The sequence below is a fragment of the Rhodococcus rhodochrous genome, assembly GCF_014854695.1.
Taxonomy (GTDB): domain Bacteria; phylum Actinomycetota; class Actinomycetes; order Mycobacteriales; family Mycobacteriaceae; genus Rhodococcus.
This window is the reverse complement of record NZ_CP027559.1, coordinates 25818-41845: the sequence shown is the minus strand read 5'-3', so window position 1 is coordinate 41845 and position 16028 is coordinate 25818. Positions and strand designations below refer to the sequence as shown.

The 16028-nt window shown below is 67.8% G+C and carries 19 protein-coding genes; 10 read left to right on the top strand and 9 right to left on the bottom strand.

Annotation, left to right across the window (positions count from 1 at the left end; genetic code table 11):
- Nucleotides 1-54 precede the first annotated feature (54 nt).
- From C6Y44_RS27025 to C6Y44_RS27005, 5 genes are all read left to right on the top strand, one after another.
- On the top strand, nucleotides 55-327 hold the full coding sequence (locus C6Y44_RS27025) for a hypothetical protein (RefSeq protein WP_192379197.1): 273 nt from the start codon (nucleotides 55-57) through the stop codon (nucleotides 325-327).
- Nucleotides 324-881: a DnaB-like helicase N-terminal domain-containing protein gene (locus C6Y44_RS27020; RefSeq protein WP_192379195.1), complete on the top strand. Its 558-nt coding sequence runs from the start codon at nucleotides 324-326 to the stop codon at nucleotides 879-881. Before C6Y44_RS27025 ends, C6Y44_RS27020 begins: the two co-directional genes overlap by 4 nt.
- An 82-nt stretch (nucleotides 882-963) precedes the next feature.
- Nucleotides 964-1188: a hypothetical protein gene (locus C6Y44_RS27015; RefSeq protein ID WP_072815709.1), complete on the top strand. Its 225-nt coding sequence runs from the start codon at nucleotides 964-966 to the stop codon at nucleotides 1186-1188.
- Nucleotides 1185-3101 carry a Fic/DOC family protein gene (locus C6Y44_RS27010; RefSeq protein WP_192379193.1) on the top strand — a complete coding sequence of 639 codons (1917 nt, stop codon included), beginning with the start codon at nucleotides 1185-1187 and terminating at the stop codon, nucleotides 3099-3101. Before C6Y44_RS27015 ends, C6Y44_RS27010 begins: the two co-directional genes overlap by 4 nt.
- A gap of 215 nt (nucleotides 3102-3316) precedes the next feature.
- Nucleotides 3317-3997 carry a hypothetical protein gene (locus C6Y44_RS27005; protein WP_192379235.1) on the top strand — a complete coding sequence of 227 codons (681 nt, stop codon included), beginning with the start codon at nucleotides 3317-3319 and terminating at the stop codon, nucleotides 3995-3997.
- A 753-nt stretch (nucleotides 3998-4750) separates the two neighbouring features.
- Here C6Y44_RS27005 and C6Y44_RS28370 read toward each other — a convergent pair.
- The 5 genes from C6Y44_RS28370 to C6Y44_RS26980 all read right to left on the bottom strand — a co-directional run bounded on the left by C6Y44_RS28370 (nucleotide 4751) and on the right by C6Y44_RS26980 (nucleotide 9637).
- Nucleotides 4751-4873, bottom strand: a complete 123-nt coding sequence (locus tag C6Y44_RS28370) for a hypothetical protein (protein WP_263869929.1) — start codon at nucleotides 4871-4873, stop codon at nucleotides 4751-4753.
- Nucleotides 4874-5559: 686 nt separating this feature from the next.
- Nucleotides 5560-5799: a hypothetical protein gene (locus C6Y44_RS26995; RefSeq protein ID WP_225623913.1), complete on the bottom strand. Its 240-nt coding sequence runs from the start codon at nucleotides 5797-5799 to the stop codon at nucleotides 5560-5562.
- Between the two features lie 170 nt (nucleotides 5800-5969).
- Nucleotides 5970-7046: a flavin-containing monooxygenase gene (locus C6Y44_RS26990; protein WP_192379191.1), complete on the bottom strand. Its 1077-nt coding sequence runs from the start codon at nucleotides 7044-7046 to the stop codon at nucleotides 5970-5972.
- Nucleotides 7043-8287: an MFS transporter gene (locus C6Y44_RS26985; RefSeq protein ID WP_192379189.1), complete on the bottom strand. Its 1245-nt coding sequence runs from the start codon at nucleotides 8285-8287 to the stop codon at nucleotides 7043-7045. Before C6Y44_RS26985 ends, C6Y44_RS26990 begins: the two co-directional genes overlap by 4 nt.
- 6 nt (nucleotides 8288-8293) lie before the next feature.
- Complete coding sequence (locus C6Y44_RS26980; RefSeq protein ID WP_192379187.1) at nucleotides 8294-9637, bottom strand: FAD-dependent oxidoreductase; 1344 nt, start codon at nucleotides 9635-9637, stop codon at nucleotides 8294-8296.
- 100 nt (nucleotides 9638-9737) lie between these two features.
- On the opposite strand from C6Y44_RS26980, the gene C6Y44_RS26975 reads away from it, so the two are divergent.
- The 4 genes from C6Y44_RS26975 to C6Y44_RS26960 all read left to right on the top strand — a co-directional run bounded on the left by C6Y44_RS26975 (nucleotide 9738) and on the right by C6Y44_RS26960 (nucleotide 12850).
- Nucleotides 9738-10625 carry a helix-turn-helix domain-containing GNAT family N-acetyltransferase gene (locus C6Y44_RS26975; RefSeq protein ID WP_192379185.1) on the top strand — a complete coding sequence of 296 codons (888 nt, stop codon included), beginning with the start codon at nucleotides 9738-9740 and terminating at the stop codon, nucleotides 10623-10625.
- 18 nt (nucleotides 10626-10643) lie between these two features.
- Nucleotides 10644-10961, top strand: a complete 318-nt coding sequence (locus C6Y44_RS26970) for a DF family (seleno)protein (protein WP_006554203.1) — start codon at nucleotides 10644-10646, stop codon at nucleotides 10959-10961.
- A gap of 60 nt (nucleotides 10962-11021) precedes the next feature.
- Nucleotides 11022-11789 (top strand): MerR family transcriptional regulator, encoded by a 768-nt coding sequence (locus tag C6Y44_RS26965; protein ID WP_039586197.1) that lies wholly within the window; start codon nucleotides 11022-11024, stop codon nucleotides 11787-11789.
- Between the two features lie 83 nt (nucleotides 11790-11872).
- Nucleotides 11873-12850, top strand: a complete 978-nt coding sequence (locus C6Y44_RS26960) for an arsenic resistance protein (RefSeq protein WP_064061720.1) — start codon at nucleotides 11873-11875, stop codon at nucleotides 12848-12850.
- 28 nt (nucleotides 12851-12878) lie between these two features.
- Here C6Y44_RS26960 and C6Y44_RS26955 read toward each other — a convergent pair whose 3' ends face one another.
- The 4 genes from C6Y44_RS26955 to C6Y44_RS26940 are packed head-to-tail and all read right to left on the bottom strand — an operon-like array spanning nucleotide 12879 to nucleotide 15539.
- Nucleotides 12879-13334: an arsenate reductase ArsC gene (locus C6Y44_RS26955; RefSeq protein ID WP_033098575.1), complete on the bottom strand. Its 456-nt coding sequence runs from the start codon at nucleotides 13332-13334 to the stop codon at nucleotides 12879-12881.
- A gap of 45 nt (nucleotides 13335-13379) precedes the next feature.
- Complete coding sequence (locus C6Y44_RS26950; protein WP_006554200.1) at nucleotides 13380-14030, bottom strand: arsenate reductase ArsC; 651 nt, start codon at nucleotides 14028-14030, stop codon at nucleotides 13380-13382.
- 25 nt (nucleotides 14031-14055) lie between these two features.
- Nucleotides 14056-15096, bottom strand: a complete 1041-nt coding sequence (gene arsB / locus C6Y44_RS26945) for an ACR3 family arsenite efflux transporter (protein WP_175428147.1) — start codon at nucleotides 15094-15096, stop codon at nucleotides 14056-14058.
- 35 nt (nucleotides 15097-15131) lie between these two features.
- Nucleotides 15132-15539 carry an ArsR/SmtB family transcription factor gene (locus C6Y44_RS26940; RefSeq protein ID WP_039586132.1) on the bottom strand — a complete coding sequence of 136 codons (408 nt, stop codon included), beginning with the start codon at nucleotides 15537-15539 and terminating at the stop codon, nucleotides 15132-15134.
- A gap of 78 nt (nucleotides 15540-15617) precedes the next feature.
- Here C6Y44_RS26940 and C6Y44_RS26935 point away from each other — a divergent pair, with 78 nt between their 5' ends.
- Nucleotides 15618-16019 carry an arsenate-mycothiol transferase ArsC gene (locus C6Y44_RS26935; RefSeq protein ID WP_259444285.1) on the top strand — a complete coding sequence of 134 codons (402 nt, stop codon included), beginning with the start codon at nucleotides 15618-15620 and terminating at the stop codon, nucleotides 16017-16019.
- Nucleotides 16020-16028 lie beyond the last annotated feature (9 nt).

Sequence of the window (16028 nt, the reverse complement as noted above, 5' to 3'; positions counted from 1 at the left end):
AGCGACAATGGATGAGTACCTGGGGAAACCTCGTCAAGCCGAAGGAGCGCCGCAATGATCGTCTGGACCGTCACGCTGACCGCGCCCACCGTTGCGCGCTCCGATTCTGGCTGCACCTTCACCCACGCGGCCGCCGCCTCCGACGCCGCCGAAGCAGCGCGCACGCTCGCGCTCGCCTACGGTGCGCCCGCCGGTAGCGCAGTCACCATCACCATCGACGGAAGCGTCATCGCTCGCGCCGCCATCGGCCACTCGGCAATCGGCCACCCCGACCCGACTCCCGTGCTCGACATCGCCGACGCCCTCGACGAACGGATCAGCACATGACCGTCACCGACCAGACCGATCTCGACCGCTACCTCAGCGCCGACGAGTTCGCGCCCCCAGACGCCGACACCGAAACCCTGCTGCTGTGCGCGCTGCTGTTCGCCACCCGCGCCGCAGCCGCCGACATCGTGGACCTGCTCACCACCGACGACTTCCACCAGCCACTCCACGCCGAACTGTTCGACGCCATCGCCGCACTGATGAACACCGGCCAGCCCCACGACCCCGCAATGGTCCTGGCCCACCTCGAGCGCCACGGTCGGCTCGCCGGTCACCACGGCCGCCGACTCGCCTACGCCCTGACCACCGCCACCACCGCCGGCGCCGATCCCACCGCCGCGCCCTACTACGCCCATGCCGTCATCAGCGCCGCCTACCGCCGCAGCTTTCGCACCGCCGGAGCCGCCATCACCGAAGCCGCCGAAACCCTGCCCGAAGCCGACCTGTTCGACCACATGGTCGCCATCGGCCGTGTCCAGCGCGCCGCCGCCCGACGCCTCGAGCGTGTACGCGCCCGACTCGGGAGTGCGCCTACTGTCGGAGCCACAACGTGAACACCAGTGGGGGAGGGGATCCGCGGCCGATCCCGCCCCACGTCCGAACCACACCACACCAACAGGGGAGACCATGACCGACATGGACGACGACACGACCGAAAACCCGTCCCTACGTGAACGACTCGCCCCCTTCGGCGAGGAGGTGACACGCGAGACCATCGCACAGCACATCCGCGCCGCTTGCGCGATGGCGGGCGACCTCGGCGGCGAAGATCCCCGAGACATCATCGAGCAGATCGAGGCCGGACTCACCCGCGAGGACATCCTCAACGAGTTCCGACGCGGGGAGCGCCCCGAGAAATGACCGCCTCGTCGCTCCCGATCGAGGGCTACATCCCCGGAACCGACACGCGAGTGAACCTTCTCGGCATCACCGACACCCCAACACTCGACAGAATCGAAAAACGCCTGTTCACGCAGGCGATGTACGAATTCGCGGACGTTCCCTCGCCGAGCACCTTCACCGGAGAGTTCCTACGCGAGATACACCGGCGATCCTTCGACGGCCTGTACGCCTGGGCCGGCCAGTACAAAACGGTGCCCACCACCCAGGGCAATCTGCCGATCGCCCACTCGAGCCCCGAGGACACCACCGCCGACGTCGACGAACTGTTCGCCGATCTCGCCGCCGAGAACAACCTGACCGGACTCGACCACCACACCTTCGTCACCCGTCTGGCCGATTACTGGTCACGCTTGACGGAGATTCATCCCTTCCCGGACGGGAACTCTCGGACGCAGTACGAGCTGTTCCGCCGCATCGCAGACCGGGCCGGATGGCAGATCGACACCGCACGTGTCGACCTCGCTGCCCTATCGGCGGCCCGCTACATCACCGCCGAGACCGGAGATCCCAGACTGCTCGCCGACGTTCTCGCCCCGGCGGTCGTACCGAACACCGGATACGTCCCTGCCCAGCCCACCCCAGGTCGACCAGTGCTGTCTTTGACCACCCATATGACAATGCTGCGCGACTACGACCGTGATCGCAGCGGCCCCTACACGGCCTTCCAGACCTTCCGGGAGATCCCCCGCGAGCGATCCTTGAGCGGAGCCGAACTCGACAACGCTCACGCCCTGGTCCGCATCGGCCTGAACCTGGCCGAACGCACCGACTACGGTCCCGAACACGATGCCGCCGTACGCCGGATCCTCGAGGGCACCTCCACCCTCGCGGCCGAACGCGCTGCCGCAGCACTCCCCGAGCCGAACCACCGCTACAAGGACCTGTTCGACCCGGCAGCAGGCAAGAACACCATGCGCTACGACACCGGAGCCCCGGTCAATGCCTTCGACGAGCGCGACCCCGCCCGGCTGCGCCGCTTCATCACCTGGGAGTTGGCACTGCGGACCGCCGACTACCTCGCCCACCGCGAAATCACCGGGGACGGCAGCGAACTACACGCAAGTGTCATCCACCGTGAGCTGCACACCGACTTCATGCCGATCGTCAGCGACACCTCCGCCTACACCAGCCCGGTGATCGCCGCCCCGGACGAGAACACTCTCACCGACCCCCACCAGCTCGGACGCCACATTGCCGCCATCCAGGAGGAAACCGAAGGCGTCCAGTCGGTCGCCGTCGTACTCATGACCGACCAGCTCGTCCACGACCGCCCCGACCGCACGATCGACTGGCGCACCATCGACCCCGAAGCGCTCCGTGCCGCCACCCACGCAGCGAACTACCACGATGATCCCCCCGAAGGCATCGAACCGGACCCGGCCCTCGAGGACGCTATGCGAGTTGCCGGCCGGGAAGCCTTCGCCGCCGAACTCGCCCGTGCCATCACCACCGAGCTCCCCGCCGCCGCCCCGGACCTCGGCACGGTCGACGCCGCGCAACGGTACGAGAAGCACTGGGATGTGCTGGCCCACCGCAGCTACGCCCTGCTGGAGAATTCCCCGGAACGCAACGAGACCTACGAGCCGCTGACCACCGCAATCCCGGTGGCCGAGGAACCCCGTCACGCCACGTCGACCAGGACCGACGATGCCCCAGAGGCAGCGAAACCGAATCCCGCCGACGGCGAGCCGCACCGGAATCTCACGCATGCCGACGAGGTAGGGGAGGAGCAGAGTTCGCTCTCAACAGTGAAGGCCCTCCACGGACCACCGCAGGTCCACCACACACCACCACAACCGAACAGCCGACCTCCGGCCATACATGAACACCAACCATCCACACCCGATCTGCACCTCGGGCCGCAGCTATAGGACCGACGAGGGGCGAAGGTGTCGGGCAGCCGTGTTATTACTGGCGTAGAGCCGCGTTGCACGGCTGACCCCGACGCTGCCATTGGTGCCCGCATCACCACGGCCAGCATTGCGAGGGCAAGGTCCCCCGGATCTGCAACCATCTGCGCCTACCGTCGTCCACCAGTGATGACCGATGCGGGCAGCCATCACGCATGCTGTGAACGGAAGACGCCATGACGAAGAACTCTGCCCGCAAGAAGGCCGCCCGCGCGTACCAAGCCGCGCACCCCGGCACCACCTTTCCCGACGCACTTCGGGCCGTCTCCGAAAGCGCCACCAGCACCCCCACCGCACCGCCGGCCCGTGCTGGGAAGCGGCGGCCCTCGATCACCGGAATCGACCCGCAGACCAAAGCGGCCGCCATAGACGCTCTGACCGCCATCGCCCGAAGCGCCCGCAGCGACGGCTCACAGGTCGACTTCGCCGATACCCTCGCCGACATTCTGGTCGTTGTCGCCGCCAACATGGGATCGGTCGAAGGATTGCTCCGCGGCAGGCCAACCTCGTGGGAGGCCGACCTGATCCACCGGCTCATCACCGGTGCCGCAGCGGAAGAGGATCTTCCTGCGCGACGTACCGAGCCGGTGCGCGTCCCGCTCGACATCGACGAAGAATGGGACCGCTTCGGGTTGGTCGATCTTGCACAAGAGGCATTCGACGAGATCAACGGGCGCATGCTCGAGGTGGATGACGAGAGCGGCGAGTCGGATGCCCTGGCCGACGAACAGCTCGCCGTCGACGAACTCGAAGACAGCGACCGCGCCGCCTATATCTCCGCATTCACCGCCAGCGCCCGCCAGATCGCCCAGGAGCACGGCCCCCATCGAGGTCATCACCAGCTCATACCTCGATAACCAGCCGGCCCACGAACCGGACGAGCTCGAAGAACGCATCCGCTACGCCGCCGTCGTCCGCACCCCCACCCGATCACCGACAGCAACGCCACAGAGCTGATGGCACAGCGAGTCACGCGAACGGAACTCGCCGCCGCACTGCGCGCCGCCGGTCACGACTACCGCGCCCGGGTGGCCCGCGTGAGCTCATGATCGAAAGCGGCTGCGCCGCGCTGAACCCTGAACGGCCACCGAGAGGGATATGTCGGCGCGCAGTGGCCCTGTACGAATCTGCTCCGCAGACCGCTATACGAATACCGCAGCAGACAGAAAAGCAAGAAAAACAGAATGCGTACGAAAGTCGGCTACCTCCGCCGACCTCTAGCGTGGAGAGCAGCACGAACTTCGTCCCCCATCAGATCGAACGCCGCTTCGCTTGTCCCCGGCGACGAGAAGTTCCCGCTCACGGGCGTGCAGTGCCGCGATCGCGGTTTCGAGCTCCTCGTCGGTCATCGCATCGGCGGCATCGCCGATAGCTCGCGTCCTGTCCTCCACGCGCCGAGAGTAGCCATGGTGTCGTCCGCTGCACGCAGCCCAGCAGCAGAAAAGGTGATGGTCCCCGGCGGGGGGCGCCGGGGACCATCCTTCGACCCGTCAGGGAATCACTCACCTGTCGGGGAACTCGGGTGATTGCAGCGGTCACCGTAGCGGAAACGCGTATCGGTACCAAACAGGTGAAGCGGAAGCGACCGGCAGGAGGAAGAGCTCTCGCAGTCAGTCCTCGACGGGCACGAGATCGGTCAGACGCGCCGGCCGCGGGTACGTGAGCGGGCTGTCGGCGTTGACCTCGATCATGGCCAGGCCGGTGTCCTCATCGATGTCTTTGACGGTGAACACGAACGTGCCGCGTGCGCTGACCTTCCTCTGGTCGCCGGGCTTCGTGGTGGTGCTTCTCCGATCGACACGACAGAACGGGACGTGCCGTTTTCCCAGTTCACACTATAATTTCAGCGAAGCTAATTTTCTGGGTCCTGCCGGGTCACCGCGTCTGCGATCCGGCCGGCTCACTTACCTGAAGAGCCGGCCGCGGCTGTTCCTGTGTCTGTCGCGGTGGCCACTGCACCCCGGAGAACGGTGGCCCCGTATGGGGTGGAATGAGGATCTCCGCATCGCAGACGCTGCACAGGTAGGTGCGGTGTCCGGTGGCCCGGAGGGGCGCAGTGCCGTCGCGCAGGTGCACGGTGTCCATCCCACGACCACCCGGTGTGGCCCCAGTCGGTGCCCGTTCGTTATCTACCCTCTACTCCGGTGTGCGCTGGTCAGAGGCTTGTACGGCGTCAGTTGTTGTGTATCCTGTGCCCAGTTCGGCGAGATCGGCCGGGACTGGTACCGGGCGGATCAGCCCAGCGCAGCCCGGGCGTCGCAACCATGATTTCGCACCACCTGGTGGGCTTCACCGTGCAATATCGACGCTCGAGACGCACTTCGGGAACTTCTGCCCTGCAGTGGGTTTGTGGATTGTCGTGTCGCGGAGCACCGGACGGCTGGTGTAGCAGCAGAAATCTCGGAATGACGTACGCCACTCAGAGATCGAACAGCGAGAACTGGTCCTTCTGTGCTCGAGACTCGGAGTCGGCGAGGTACCGGTCGGCCATGGCTCGGGCGACAGTCTCGTCGCAGCCGAGTTCAGCAGCGATCTCACTCCAGTCGTGTCCGTTGTGCTGGAGTTGCCACGCCAGTTGATGTAACTGTCCGTCCATGTCCATCAGCGCCGCTCCCGCGGTCGTGTCGGGCGGAACCCGTTCGACGACGCGGGTTCTCATTGGGTAGATGGTAAACGGCGGATGCCGTCAGTGGACGGCAGACACGCCGCCCACTGCCCCGGCCCTGCGACGGAACGCACGAGAAAAAGGTAAACCCGCCCCCAGAGGGGGCGAGCGGGGTGCCTTCCACGATGTCACCATTGCCCGGCCACGTGTGGACGCAGCGCTAGTCAGGGACCGATCGGCAGTGCGCGGCGGGCCCGAGCGGCAGCGACCACACGGCCGGCGACCCGATCGGCGTCGCGGCCGACACCCCGCAGCGACGCCGACGACAGGCTACGTTGCCATTCGAGACCGACATACCCGAGACCGGCGTGGGTGGTCGAGACGCCCTGCCGGTGGAGAGGCCGGTCGCTGCCGTCGAGAGCGCCGAGGCCGGTCAGATACGGCAGGTGCGGGCGATAGCCGGTGCCCAGCACGAGAGTGTCGGCAGTGGTGGTGGCGCCGTCGGGCCAGGTGACACGGTCGCCGTCGAGACCGGTGAACAGCGGCCGCGGCTGCGGGTTGTCGCTGGCAAGGGCGCGGCGGTAACGGCCGGTGTCGAGCACCTGCTGGGTCGGCGGGGTGCGCAGCAGCGGCCCGAGAGGAGCACGATCGAACCCGGTGACCGTCAGCCAGAAGTGCACATCACGGCCGAAAGGCCGCTGCGGCATGAACTTCGGCGGGCGACGGCTGGCCAGGGTGACAATAGCGACCTCTGCGAGTTCGGTGGCGATCTGCACCGCCGAGTTACCGGCACCGACCACGATGATGTTCTGCCCGGCCAGCGCAGCGGGGCCGCGGTAGTCGCTCGTGTGCAGCACGGTGCCGCCGAACGTGTCCAGACCCGGCAGCGGCGGGGTGTTCGGGGATCCGAAGTAGCCGGTGGCCGCCATCAGGATCGGCGCGGTGACACTGCTCCCGGTGGTGGTGTGGGCGGTGTAGACGCCCGTGTCGCAGGTGACGGTCTCGACGCGGGAGCCGGTCACGATGTCGACGTCGAGCCCGGCGGCGCAGCGGCGCAGGTAGTCGATCACCTCGTCGCGCCGCGGATAGCGCTGCGGGTCGCCGGGAAACGCCAGGCCCGGTAGGGCGCTGTATTTCGCCGGCGAGAACAGGGTGAGGCTGTCGTAGTAGTGCGGCCAGGCCCCGACGGGTTCGTCGCCGGCTTCGAGCAGTCCGGTGCGCAGGCCGCGGGTGGAGAGGGCGTGGGCGGCGGCGAGGCCGGACTGGCCACCGCCGATGACGACGGCGTCATAGTCGGTCATGAGGTTCCTTCGGTAGAGGAGACACGGGCGAGCAGGCGCGGCACGGACGCGACCGCGATGACGGCGGCGAGCGCGGCGACGACGGCGAGGACGAGGTAGGCGGTGGCGTAACTGCCGGTGGCCGTCGCCAGCACGGTTCCCGCCCACGGCGCCAGCGCCATGACCACGACGATGGGGGCGGACATCAGCCCGCCGAGACGGCCGTAATGGGCCGATCCCCACCGGTCGGTGATGGCGGTGGCCTGGATCAGGGTGAACAATCCACGCACCAGTCCCGCGCCGATTGCCGCCGCGATCACCGCGGTGGCGGTGGTGACCATGCCGAGCAGCGCGGTGGTCGCCGCGGTCCCGGCGAGGATCACCACGATGCGGGCGCGGACGCTGGTGCGGGCGATCAGGGTCAGGTAGCCGAGGCGGCCAAGGACCTGTCCGGCGCCGCCGAGTCCGAGCGTCAACGCCGCCACGTATGGGGAGAAGCCCTGTTCGAGCAGCAACGGCACCAGGTTGAACACCCCGGCGAAGGCGGTGAACGCGCCGAGAGCCAACGCGGTCACCAGCGCGAGGAACGCGGGACTGCGGGCGATCTCGCGGTGCCCGAGCTGCGCGGCGCCGTCCACCGGTAGGACCACGGCGGGCCAGGATCCGCGCAGACCCCACCAGTGCCCGGGGATCGTGATCGCGGCCAGGATCACCGCGAGAATCAGGTAGGTGGTGCGCCAGTCCGAATGCTGATCGATCATCGAGGTCAACGGTGCGAAGACGGTGCTGGCCAACCCCGCGGCCAGGGTCAGGATCATCAGAGCCTGGACGGAGCGGTCGCCGTACCAACGGGTCAGGGCGGCGAACGCGGGTGGGTAGAGCACCGCGCCCATCGCGGTGCCGGCCAGCAGCCACCCGGCGTAGAACACCGGCAGCGTGGGGGCGAGCGCGATCAGGACCAGCGCGGGGACCGCGAGGACCGAGCCGGCGGTCATGATCGCGCGCGGTCCGACCCGGTCGAGGATGCGCCCGACCGGGATACCGGCCGCGGCGGTGGCGAGCTGACCGAGCGAGAACGCCGCGGTGATCGACGTGGGCGACCAGCCGGTATCGGTAGAGATCGAGACCGACAGGACCGGGAACGCGTAGTACAGGATGCCCCAGCTGGTGATCTCGGTCAGGCACAGCACCGTCAGCACCCGCCGCAGACCGCTGCCGGTGAGAGCAGTGGTCTGCGAGCGGAGGGTCGGTGTGTCGGTCACCGGGTGTTATCCGTCGGTGCGGGCGCCAAGGGTGACCAGCTGCGGCTCGGGGGTGCCGCAGCACCCGCCTGCTTCGGTGTCGGTGTCGGCGGTGGGGTCATCGAACACTCCGGCGCCGCCGCACACCCCGGTGTCGGGCAGGGTCAGCTCGACCCGGGCCGCGGCGTCGTGGTCGCCGGCCAGGGCGGCGGCGATGCTGCGGACCTGCTCGTATCCGGTCATTGCCAGGAACGTCGGGGCCCGGCCGTAGCTCTTCATGCCGACGACGTAGAAGCCGGGTTCGGGGTGGGAGAGCTCGGCGACTCCGTGCGGATAGACGGTGCCGCAGGAGTGCACGTTCGGGTCGATCAGCGGGGCCAGGGCGGTCGGGGCCTGCAGGACCGGGTCGAGGTCGAGGCGGATTTCTGAGAGCCACGACAGGTCGGGGCGGAATCCGGTGGAGGCGATGACCTCGTCGACGGCGTCGATGCGGGCGCCGGTGTCGGAGATCAGCGTGAGCTGACCGTCGGTGGTGGGGTCGACGGCGGCGGTGCGGAAGCCGGTGACGACCTCGAGGAGTCCGGCGTCGACGGCCTTCTTCGCGCGCAGTCCGAGGGCGCCGCGGGCGGGCAGCTGATCGTCCTGGCCGCCGCCGAAGGTGGTACCGACGTCGCCGCGGCGCAGCACCCAGGTCAGGCGGGTGCCGGGTGCGGTGCGGGCGAGTTCGGCCAGCGCCACGATCGCGTTGAGGGCCGAATGGCCGCTGCCGGCGATGACGGTGTGCCGTCCGGTGTAGCGGGCGCGCACCGTGTCTTCGCCGAGGTCGGGGACGCGATAGGTGATCTTCTCGGCGGCGGCGCGCTCGCCCAGTGCGGGCAGGCCTTCACCGCCGAGGGGGTTGGGGGTGCCCCAGGTGCCGGAGGCATCGATCACGGCGCGAGCCAGCAGGCGGGTTTCGGTGCCGTCGCGGTGGCGCAGGTGCACCGACAGCGGTTCGGTGTCGCGGCCGGCGTCGACGATCCGGTCGCGGCCGCGACGGGCGACGCCGATGACCTCGTGGTCGAGGCGGACCGCGTCGCCGAGGGTGGTGGCAAGCGGGGTCAGATACTGCGCCGCCCAGCCTTGGCCGGTGGGGTACGCGTCGTCGTCGGGGGCGCTCCAGCCGGTGGCCTCGAGGAGGCGGCGGGCGGCAGGGTCGATCAGTTCGGCCCAGCGGGAGAAGGTGCGGACGCTGTGCCACTGCGTGATGGCGGCTCCAGCGCTGGTACCCCGCTCGAGGACGAGCGGCTCGAGGCCGCGTTCACGCAGGTGGGCGGCGGCGGCCAGGCCGGTCGGTCCGGCTCCCACCACGACGACGGGCAACTCGCTCATGACAGATCCTTTCATCGATGGATATCGATCTAAGCTGTTGTCAGAGTATCGATCGGCATCGATGAATGCAACCATCGATCCAGATCGATATAGTGGGGGAATGACATCACTCGGCCTGCCGTCCACGGCCATCCCCGGCGCGGAGGTGGACATCGACGCCCTGAGCCCCGAGGACGCGGCCACCTACGCCGGGTGGTTCGCCTGCCTGGCCGAGCCCACCCGGGTGCGGCTGCTGCACCACGTCGCCGCCCGCCCGGCCGGCATCACCGTCGGGGAACTCGCCGAGATCCTCGGGATCGGCCAGCCCACCGTCTCCCATCACGTCCGCAAGCTCGCCGACGTCGGCTTCGTCACCACCGGCAAACACGGCACCAGCACCGTGGTGATGGTCAACCCGAGTTGCTGCAGCGACCTACCCAGTGCCGCCGACGCGGTCATGGGTGTGCTCACCGCACGGCCGTGCTGCCCCGAGGACGTCCCGGCCGACGTGAGCGTGCGCCCGCTCGCCGACCGCGATTGGGAGGCGGTGCGCCGCATCTACGGAGAGGGCATCGCCACCGGTACCGCAACGTTCACCACCGAGGTTCCCCCTCGCGAGGTCCTCGAGGACCAGTGGCTGCCGGAGCATCGTTGGGTCGCGGAGATCGACGGACAGGTGGTCGGCTGGGCGGCGCTGAGCCCGACCTCTGGGCGCGAGTGCTACCGGGGGGTGGCGGAGAACTCGGTCTATGTCGGCGACGGCATGCGCGGGCGTGGGGTCGGCAAGGCGCTGCTGCGCACCCAGGTCATCGCCGCCGATGAGGCCGGATTGTGGACTCTGCAGACCTCGATCTTCCCGGAGAACCGCGCCAGTCTCGCGCTGCACCATTCGGCGGGTTTCCGCACCGTCGGGGTGCGCGAGCGCATCGGCCGGCTGCACGGGGTGTGGCGCGATACGGTACTGCTCGAACGCCGCTCCGAGTCCGTTCCCGCCGCTGACAACCACTGACGAACGGGACCGACCGCCATGGATATCGAACTGCTGTACTTCGACGGCTGCCCGAACTGGCAGCTCGCCCGCGACCGCCTCGCCGAGGCCCTGGCCGCAACCGGCAACGCCGGCACCCCGATCCGGCTGCGCCGTATCGAGACCCCGGAGGCTGCTGAGCGCGCCGCCTTCGCGGGCTCCCCGACGATCCGCATCGACGGGATCGACCCGTTCGGTCCCACCGAGGGTGTCGGGTTGACCTGCCGCGTCTACCGCACCGCCGACGGACCCGGCGGCGCCCCGAGCACCGCGGAGCTGATCGACGTGCTCCGCCGGGTCGAAGGTCGGCAGGGCTGAGCCGGTGTCGGGCTTGACCTTCGAGTCGACTCGAAGGTTTACCGTCGAGGAGTGAGCACGATGCTGATCTCCCAGTTCGCCGAACACACCGGTGTCCCGGCCACCACCTTGCGGTTCTACGAATCCGCAGGACTGGTCCCGGCGGGGCGCACCGACAGTGGATATCGCGTCTACGGAGATCGGGATGTCGACCGCGTTGCGTTCATCCAGGCGGCCAAGCACGTGGGACTCCCCTTGGGTGAGATCCGCGAACTACTGGCGGTGTGGGAGCACGATCCCTGCGCCGAGGTCCGTGCGCAGCTACGCCCGAAGATGGCCGCTCGCCTGGACGAGGCCGCCACCCGGACCGCGGAACTCGCCGCCTTCACCGACACGCTTCGGCATGCTCTTGCCCAGCTCGACGACCTGCCTGATCGCGCCGAGCCGTGCGATGCCGGCTGCGGATTCCTTGCGCCGCAGCCCCGCACCCAGGTCGTCGACCCTCCTTTCGCTGCGCCTGGCGCGGCGATCACCGTGCCGGCCGACCCGCCGATTGCCTGCTCCCTCGACGCCGCCGACCACGGGGAACGTGTGCACCGGTGGCAGCAGGTACTCGTCGACGTTGTCCGCGAACCCGGTCCGGCGGATGTGCGACTGCGCCTGCCCATCGACCGAGTCGGTGCACTCGCCGAACTCGCCGCCGCCGAGCAGCACTGCTGCCCGTTCTACGAATTCGACCTGCATCTGCGCGGTACCGAAGTGATCCTCGACGTGGGGGCACCGGCAGCGGCTGCAGAAATGGTGCGCGCGTTGTTCGGCGACGGCACGAGCGCCCCACCTGCTCGCTGACCACCGGTCCCACATCCCTGGCTTTCACAGCCGGTCCCCACTGCTGCCTCGCTCGACCCGCCTCGAAAGGCCTCTACCAGCGCATGTCCGCGACCCAGTGGCTCGAACGCCACCAGATCCTCGTCTACCTCGGTGCCCTGGTGACCGGCGCCGTCGTGGGACTGACCCTGCCGGATTCCTCGTCGGTGTTCGAAGCGAGCATCTACCCGCTGCTCGGGGCACTGCTCTACGCCACCTTCCTGCAGGTGCCGTTCACCACACTGGCCGAGGCCGTCCGCGACCGCCGGTTCCTCACCGCGGCCCTGGTTCTCAATTTCGTCGTCGTCCCGCTCGTCGTCGCCGCCCTGACGTTGGTGGTGACATTCCCGCAGGCCGTGCTGCTGGGCATCCTGCTGACCCTGCTCACGCCCTGCATCGACTACGTCATCGTGTTCTCCGGTCTCGCCGGAGGTGACAGCAGGCGACTGCTTGCCGCCTCACCGCTGCTGATGTTCGCCCAGATGGCGGCACTGCCGCTGCTGTTGTGGCTGTTCATGGGATCAGAGCTCACCGATATCGTCGACGTCGCACCGTTCCTCGAGGCGTTTCTCATCCTGATCGTCGCACCGCTCGCCCTGGCGTGGGTCACGCAGGCCCTGGCTGCACGGCGCCGTGTCGGTGTCGTGCTCACCACCGCGTTCACCGCGGCGATGGTTCCACTGATGGCCGGAACCCTGTTCGTCGTCGTGGCTGGTCAGATCCCGAAAATTCGCGACGAACTCCACCACGTCGGCACGGTCATCCCCGTCTACGCCGCCTTCTTGATTCTCATGGCCGGACTCGGATTCATCGCGGCACGAGTGTTCCGGTTCGACGTCGGCCGCTCACGTGCGTTGATCTTCAGTGGTGCCACCCGCAATTCGCTCGTGGTACTTCCGCTCGCGCTCGCCTTACCGGCCGGCTATGCCCTGACCCCCGTCATCGTCGTCACGCAAACCCTGGTCGAGCTCGTCGGCATGGTCCTCTACGTCCGGCTCGTGCCACGCATGGTTCCCGACACACCGACAGCATCTCTGCCGTGAGGCATCGCTCGCACTGTCGATGATCAGGTCATCGACAGTGCGGGGACGCTGATGCGCGGGCGACGTTTGGAACGAGCTCGGCGATCAGCGCCTCGACCTGGGCCTTGATCTCGTCGCGGATCGGCCGCACCGCCTCGACCCCTTGCCCGGCCGGGTCCTCGAGCACCCAGTCCCGGTAGGACTTGCCCGGGAATGCCGGGCAGGTGTCGCCGCACCCCATGGTGATCACCACATCGGAGGCCTGCACTGCGTCGACGGTGAGGATCTTCGGATTCTGCGTGGAGATATCGATCCCCACCTCGGCCATCGCCTCGACCGCAGCGGGGTTGACCTGCGCGGCCGGAGCGGAGCCGGCGGAGCGGACCTCGATCCGATCCCCGGCCAGGGCGGTGAGGAACCCGGCGGCCATCTGGGAACGGCCGGCGTTGTGCACGCACACGAACAGCACCGACGGCGTGCGATCGGTGGCGGAGTGGGTGGTCATGAAGTGGAACGTCCTTTCGTAGAGGAAGGTCAGGCAGAGACAAGATCAGACAGAGACAGCGCCGAGCTCGGTCAGCAGGACACGGACCCGGGCATCGATGTCGTCGCGGATGCCGCGCACCGCCTCGAGCGACTCGTCTTCCGGGTCGAGCAGCGACCAATCGAGGTAGCGCTTGCCCGGATACACCGCGCAGGCGTCACCGCAGCCCATGGTGACCACCACGTCCGCGGCCGCCACCACATCATCAGTGAGCGGTTTGGGGTATTCGGCGCCGAGATCGAGCCCGATCTCGGCCATCGCCTCGACGACAACGGGATGGATCGACGATGCGGGCGCCGATCCGGCGGAGCGCACATGCACGCGTCCGACGCCGTGGTGGGCGAGCAACGCCGCCGCCATCTGGGAGCGGCCGCTGTTGCGCACGCACACGAACAGCACCTCCGGTACGTCCTTGGTGATCGCACCGTCGGCTTGTGCCAGCGCGGTGAGGCGTTCGCCGGCGAACCGGGTGGCCAGGGCGGTCAGGTGCGTGTGGATCTTGGCGGTGCGGCGCAGCGCAGCGTACGACTCGAACACCATCCGTTCCACGGTCTGCGGGGAGAACACCCCGGCGTACTTGTCGGCGAGGTGCTCGGCGGAACGCTGCAGCACCGCCTGAGGCATGAGCAGTTCCGGTTGTGCGGGGTGTGAAGACATCGGTCGCCTCCTGGCGTATCGACTTTTACTGCACAGCAGGGGTATTTGAACTCTTGAAACGCTTGCGCAGCGCCAACGAGACATAGATGAGGGCGACGAGGATCGGCACTTCGATCAGCGGACCGACGACACCGGCCAGAGCTTGACCCGAGGTGACACCGAAGGTGCCGATCGCCACGGCAATAGCGAGTTCGAAGTTGTTGCCCGCAGCGGTGAACGCCAAGGTGGTCGTGCGCTCGTAACCCAGACCGATCGCGGCGCCGAACAGGAACCCACCGCCCCACATGAGGACGAAATAGGCGAGCAGCGGCAACGCGATCCGCACGACGTCCCACGGCTGCGACGTGATCTGCTCGCCCTGGAGCGCGAACAGGAGCACGATCGTGAACAGCAACCCGTACAGCGCCCACGGTCCGATCTTCGGCAGGAATGTGTCTTCGTACCAGTCACGGCCCTTGGCCTTTTCACCGAAGTGCCGGGTCAGGAAACCGGCGACGAGCGGGATGCCGAGGAAGATCAACACCGATTTGGCGATCTGCCACGGGGAGACGTCGAAAGCGGTCTGCTCGAGTCCGAGCCATCCCGGCAGCACCGAGAGATAGAACCAGCCGAGGACGGCGAACATGATCACCTGGAACACCGAGTTGATCGCGACCAGCACCGCGGCGGCTTCGCGGTCGCCGCACGCGAGGTCGTTCCAGATGATGACCATCGCAATGCAGCGTGCGAGGCCGACGATGATCAGACCCGTACGGTACTCGGGCAGATCCGGCAGCAGCAACCACGCAAGGGCGAACATCAGCGCCGGGCCGAGTACCCAGTTCAGAATCAACGACGAGATCAGCAGTTTGCGGTCGCCGGTGACGGTGTCGAGACGGTCGTAGCGCACCTTCGCGAGCACCGGATACATCATGATCAGCAGACCGAGGGCGATCGGCAGCGAGATGTTGTCGATCTCGAGGACGCTCAGAGCGTCGCCGAGCCCGGGGATCATCCGGCCGAGCAGCAGGCCGACGACCATGGAGATGCCGATCCACACGGCCAGGAAGCGGTCGAGGGTCGACATTTTTCCTGCCACAGAACGGTTTTCGGTGGTGGTGGTCACGAAACGGTCTCCTGATGAGGTTCGGCCGGGGTGCACGCACAGGTCGATCCGGGTAGCACCCCCGATTCGGTGGCCAGCACTGCGGACAACTGCTCGAGCGCGGCAGGGATCACCCGGTAGTACACCCAGGTGCCGCGGCGTTCGCAGTCGAGCAGTCCGGCTTCGCGCAGCACCTTGAGGTGGTGCGAGATGGTGGGCTGGGACAGGTCGAAGGCGGGACTGATGTCGCACACGCAACTCTCGCCGCCCTGGTGGCTGGCGATCATGCTGAGCATGCGCAGGCGCACCGGATCGCCGAGGGCCTTGAACATGCGGGCCAGGTCGCCGGCCCAATCGGAGGTCAGGGGCTCACGCGAGAGTGGAGGGCAGCACAGCTCGGCCTCGCTCGACAGCTGATTCGACATGCGTCTATATTGACGTGGATCTATTCAGTCGTCAATCCGAGCGCCTCGGAAAGGACCATCCTCGTGCCCACTGCTTCGATGCTGTTCGTATGCGTGAAGAACGGCGGCAAATCCCAGATGGCCGCTGCCCTCATGCGCCGGGCCGCAGGCGACCGGATCGTCGTCCACTCCGCCGGCACCACGCCCGGATCGTCCCTCAACGCACTGTCGGTGCAGGTCCTCAAGGAAATCGGGGCTCACCTCGACGGTGAGTACCCCAAGCCGATCGATCCGCAATTACTGTCCGAGGTCGACCTTGTGGTCACCCTCGGCGATGAGGCTCACCTCGACGCGCCTGCCGGCGTGGTGGTGGAGAGCTGGGACATCGACGAGCCGTCCGAGCGCGGCGTCGACGGTATCGAGCGGATGCGTCTGGTCCGCGGCGACATCGCCACCCGCGTCGACGAACTCGCCACCCGGCTACTCGACGCGACCCGCTGAGCACCTACC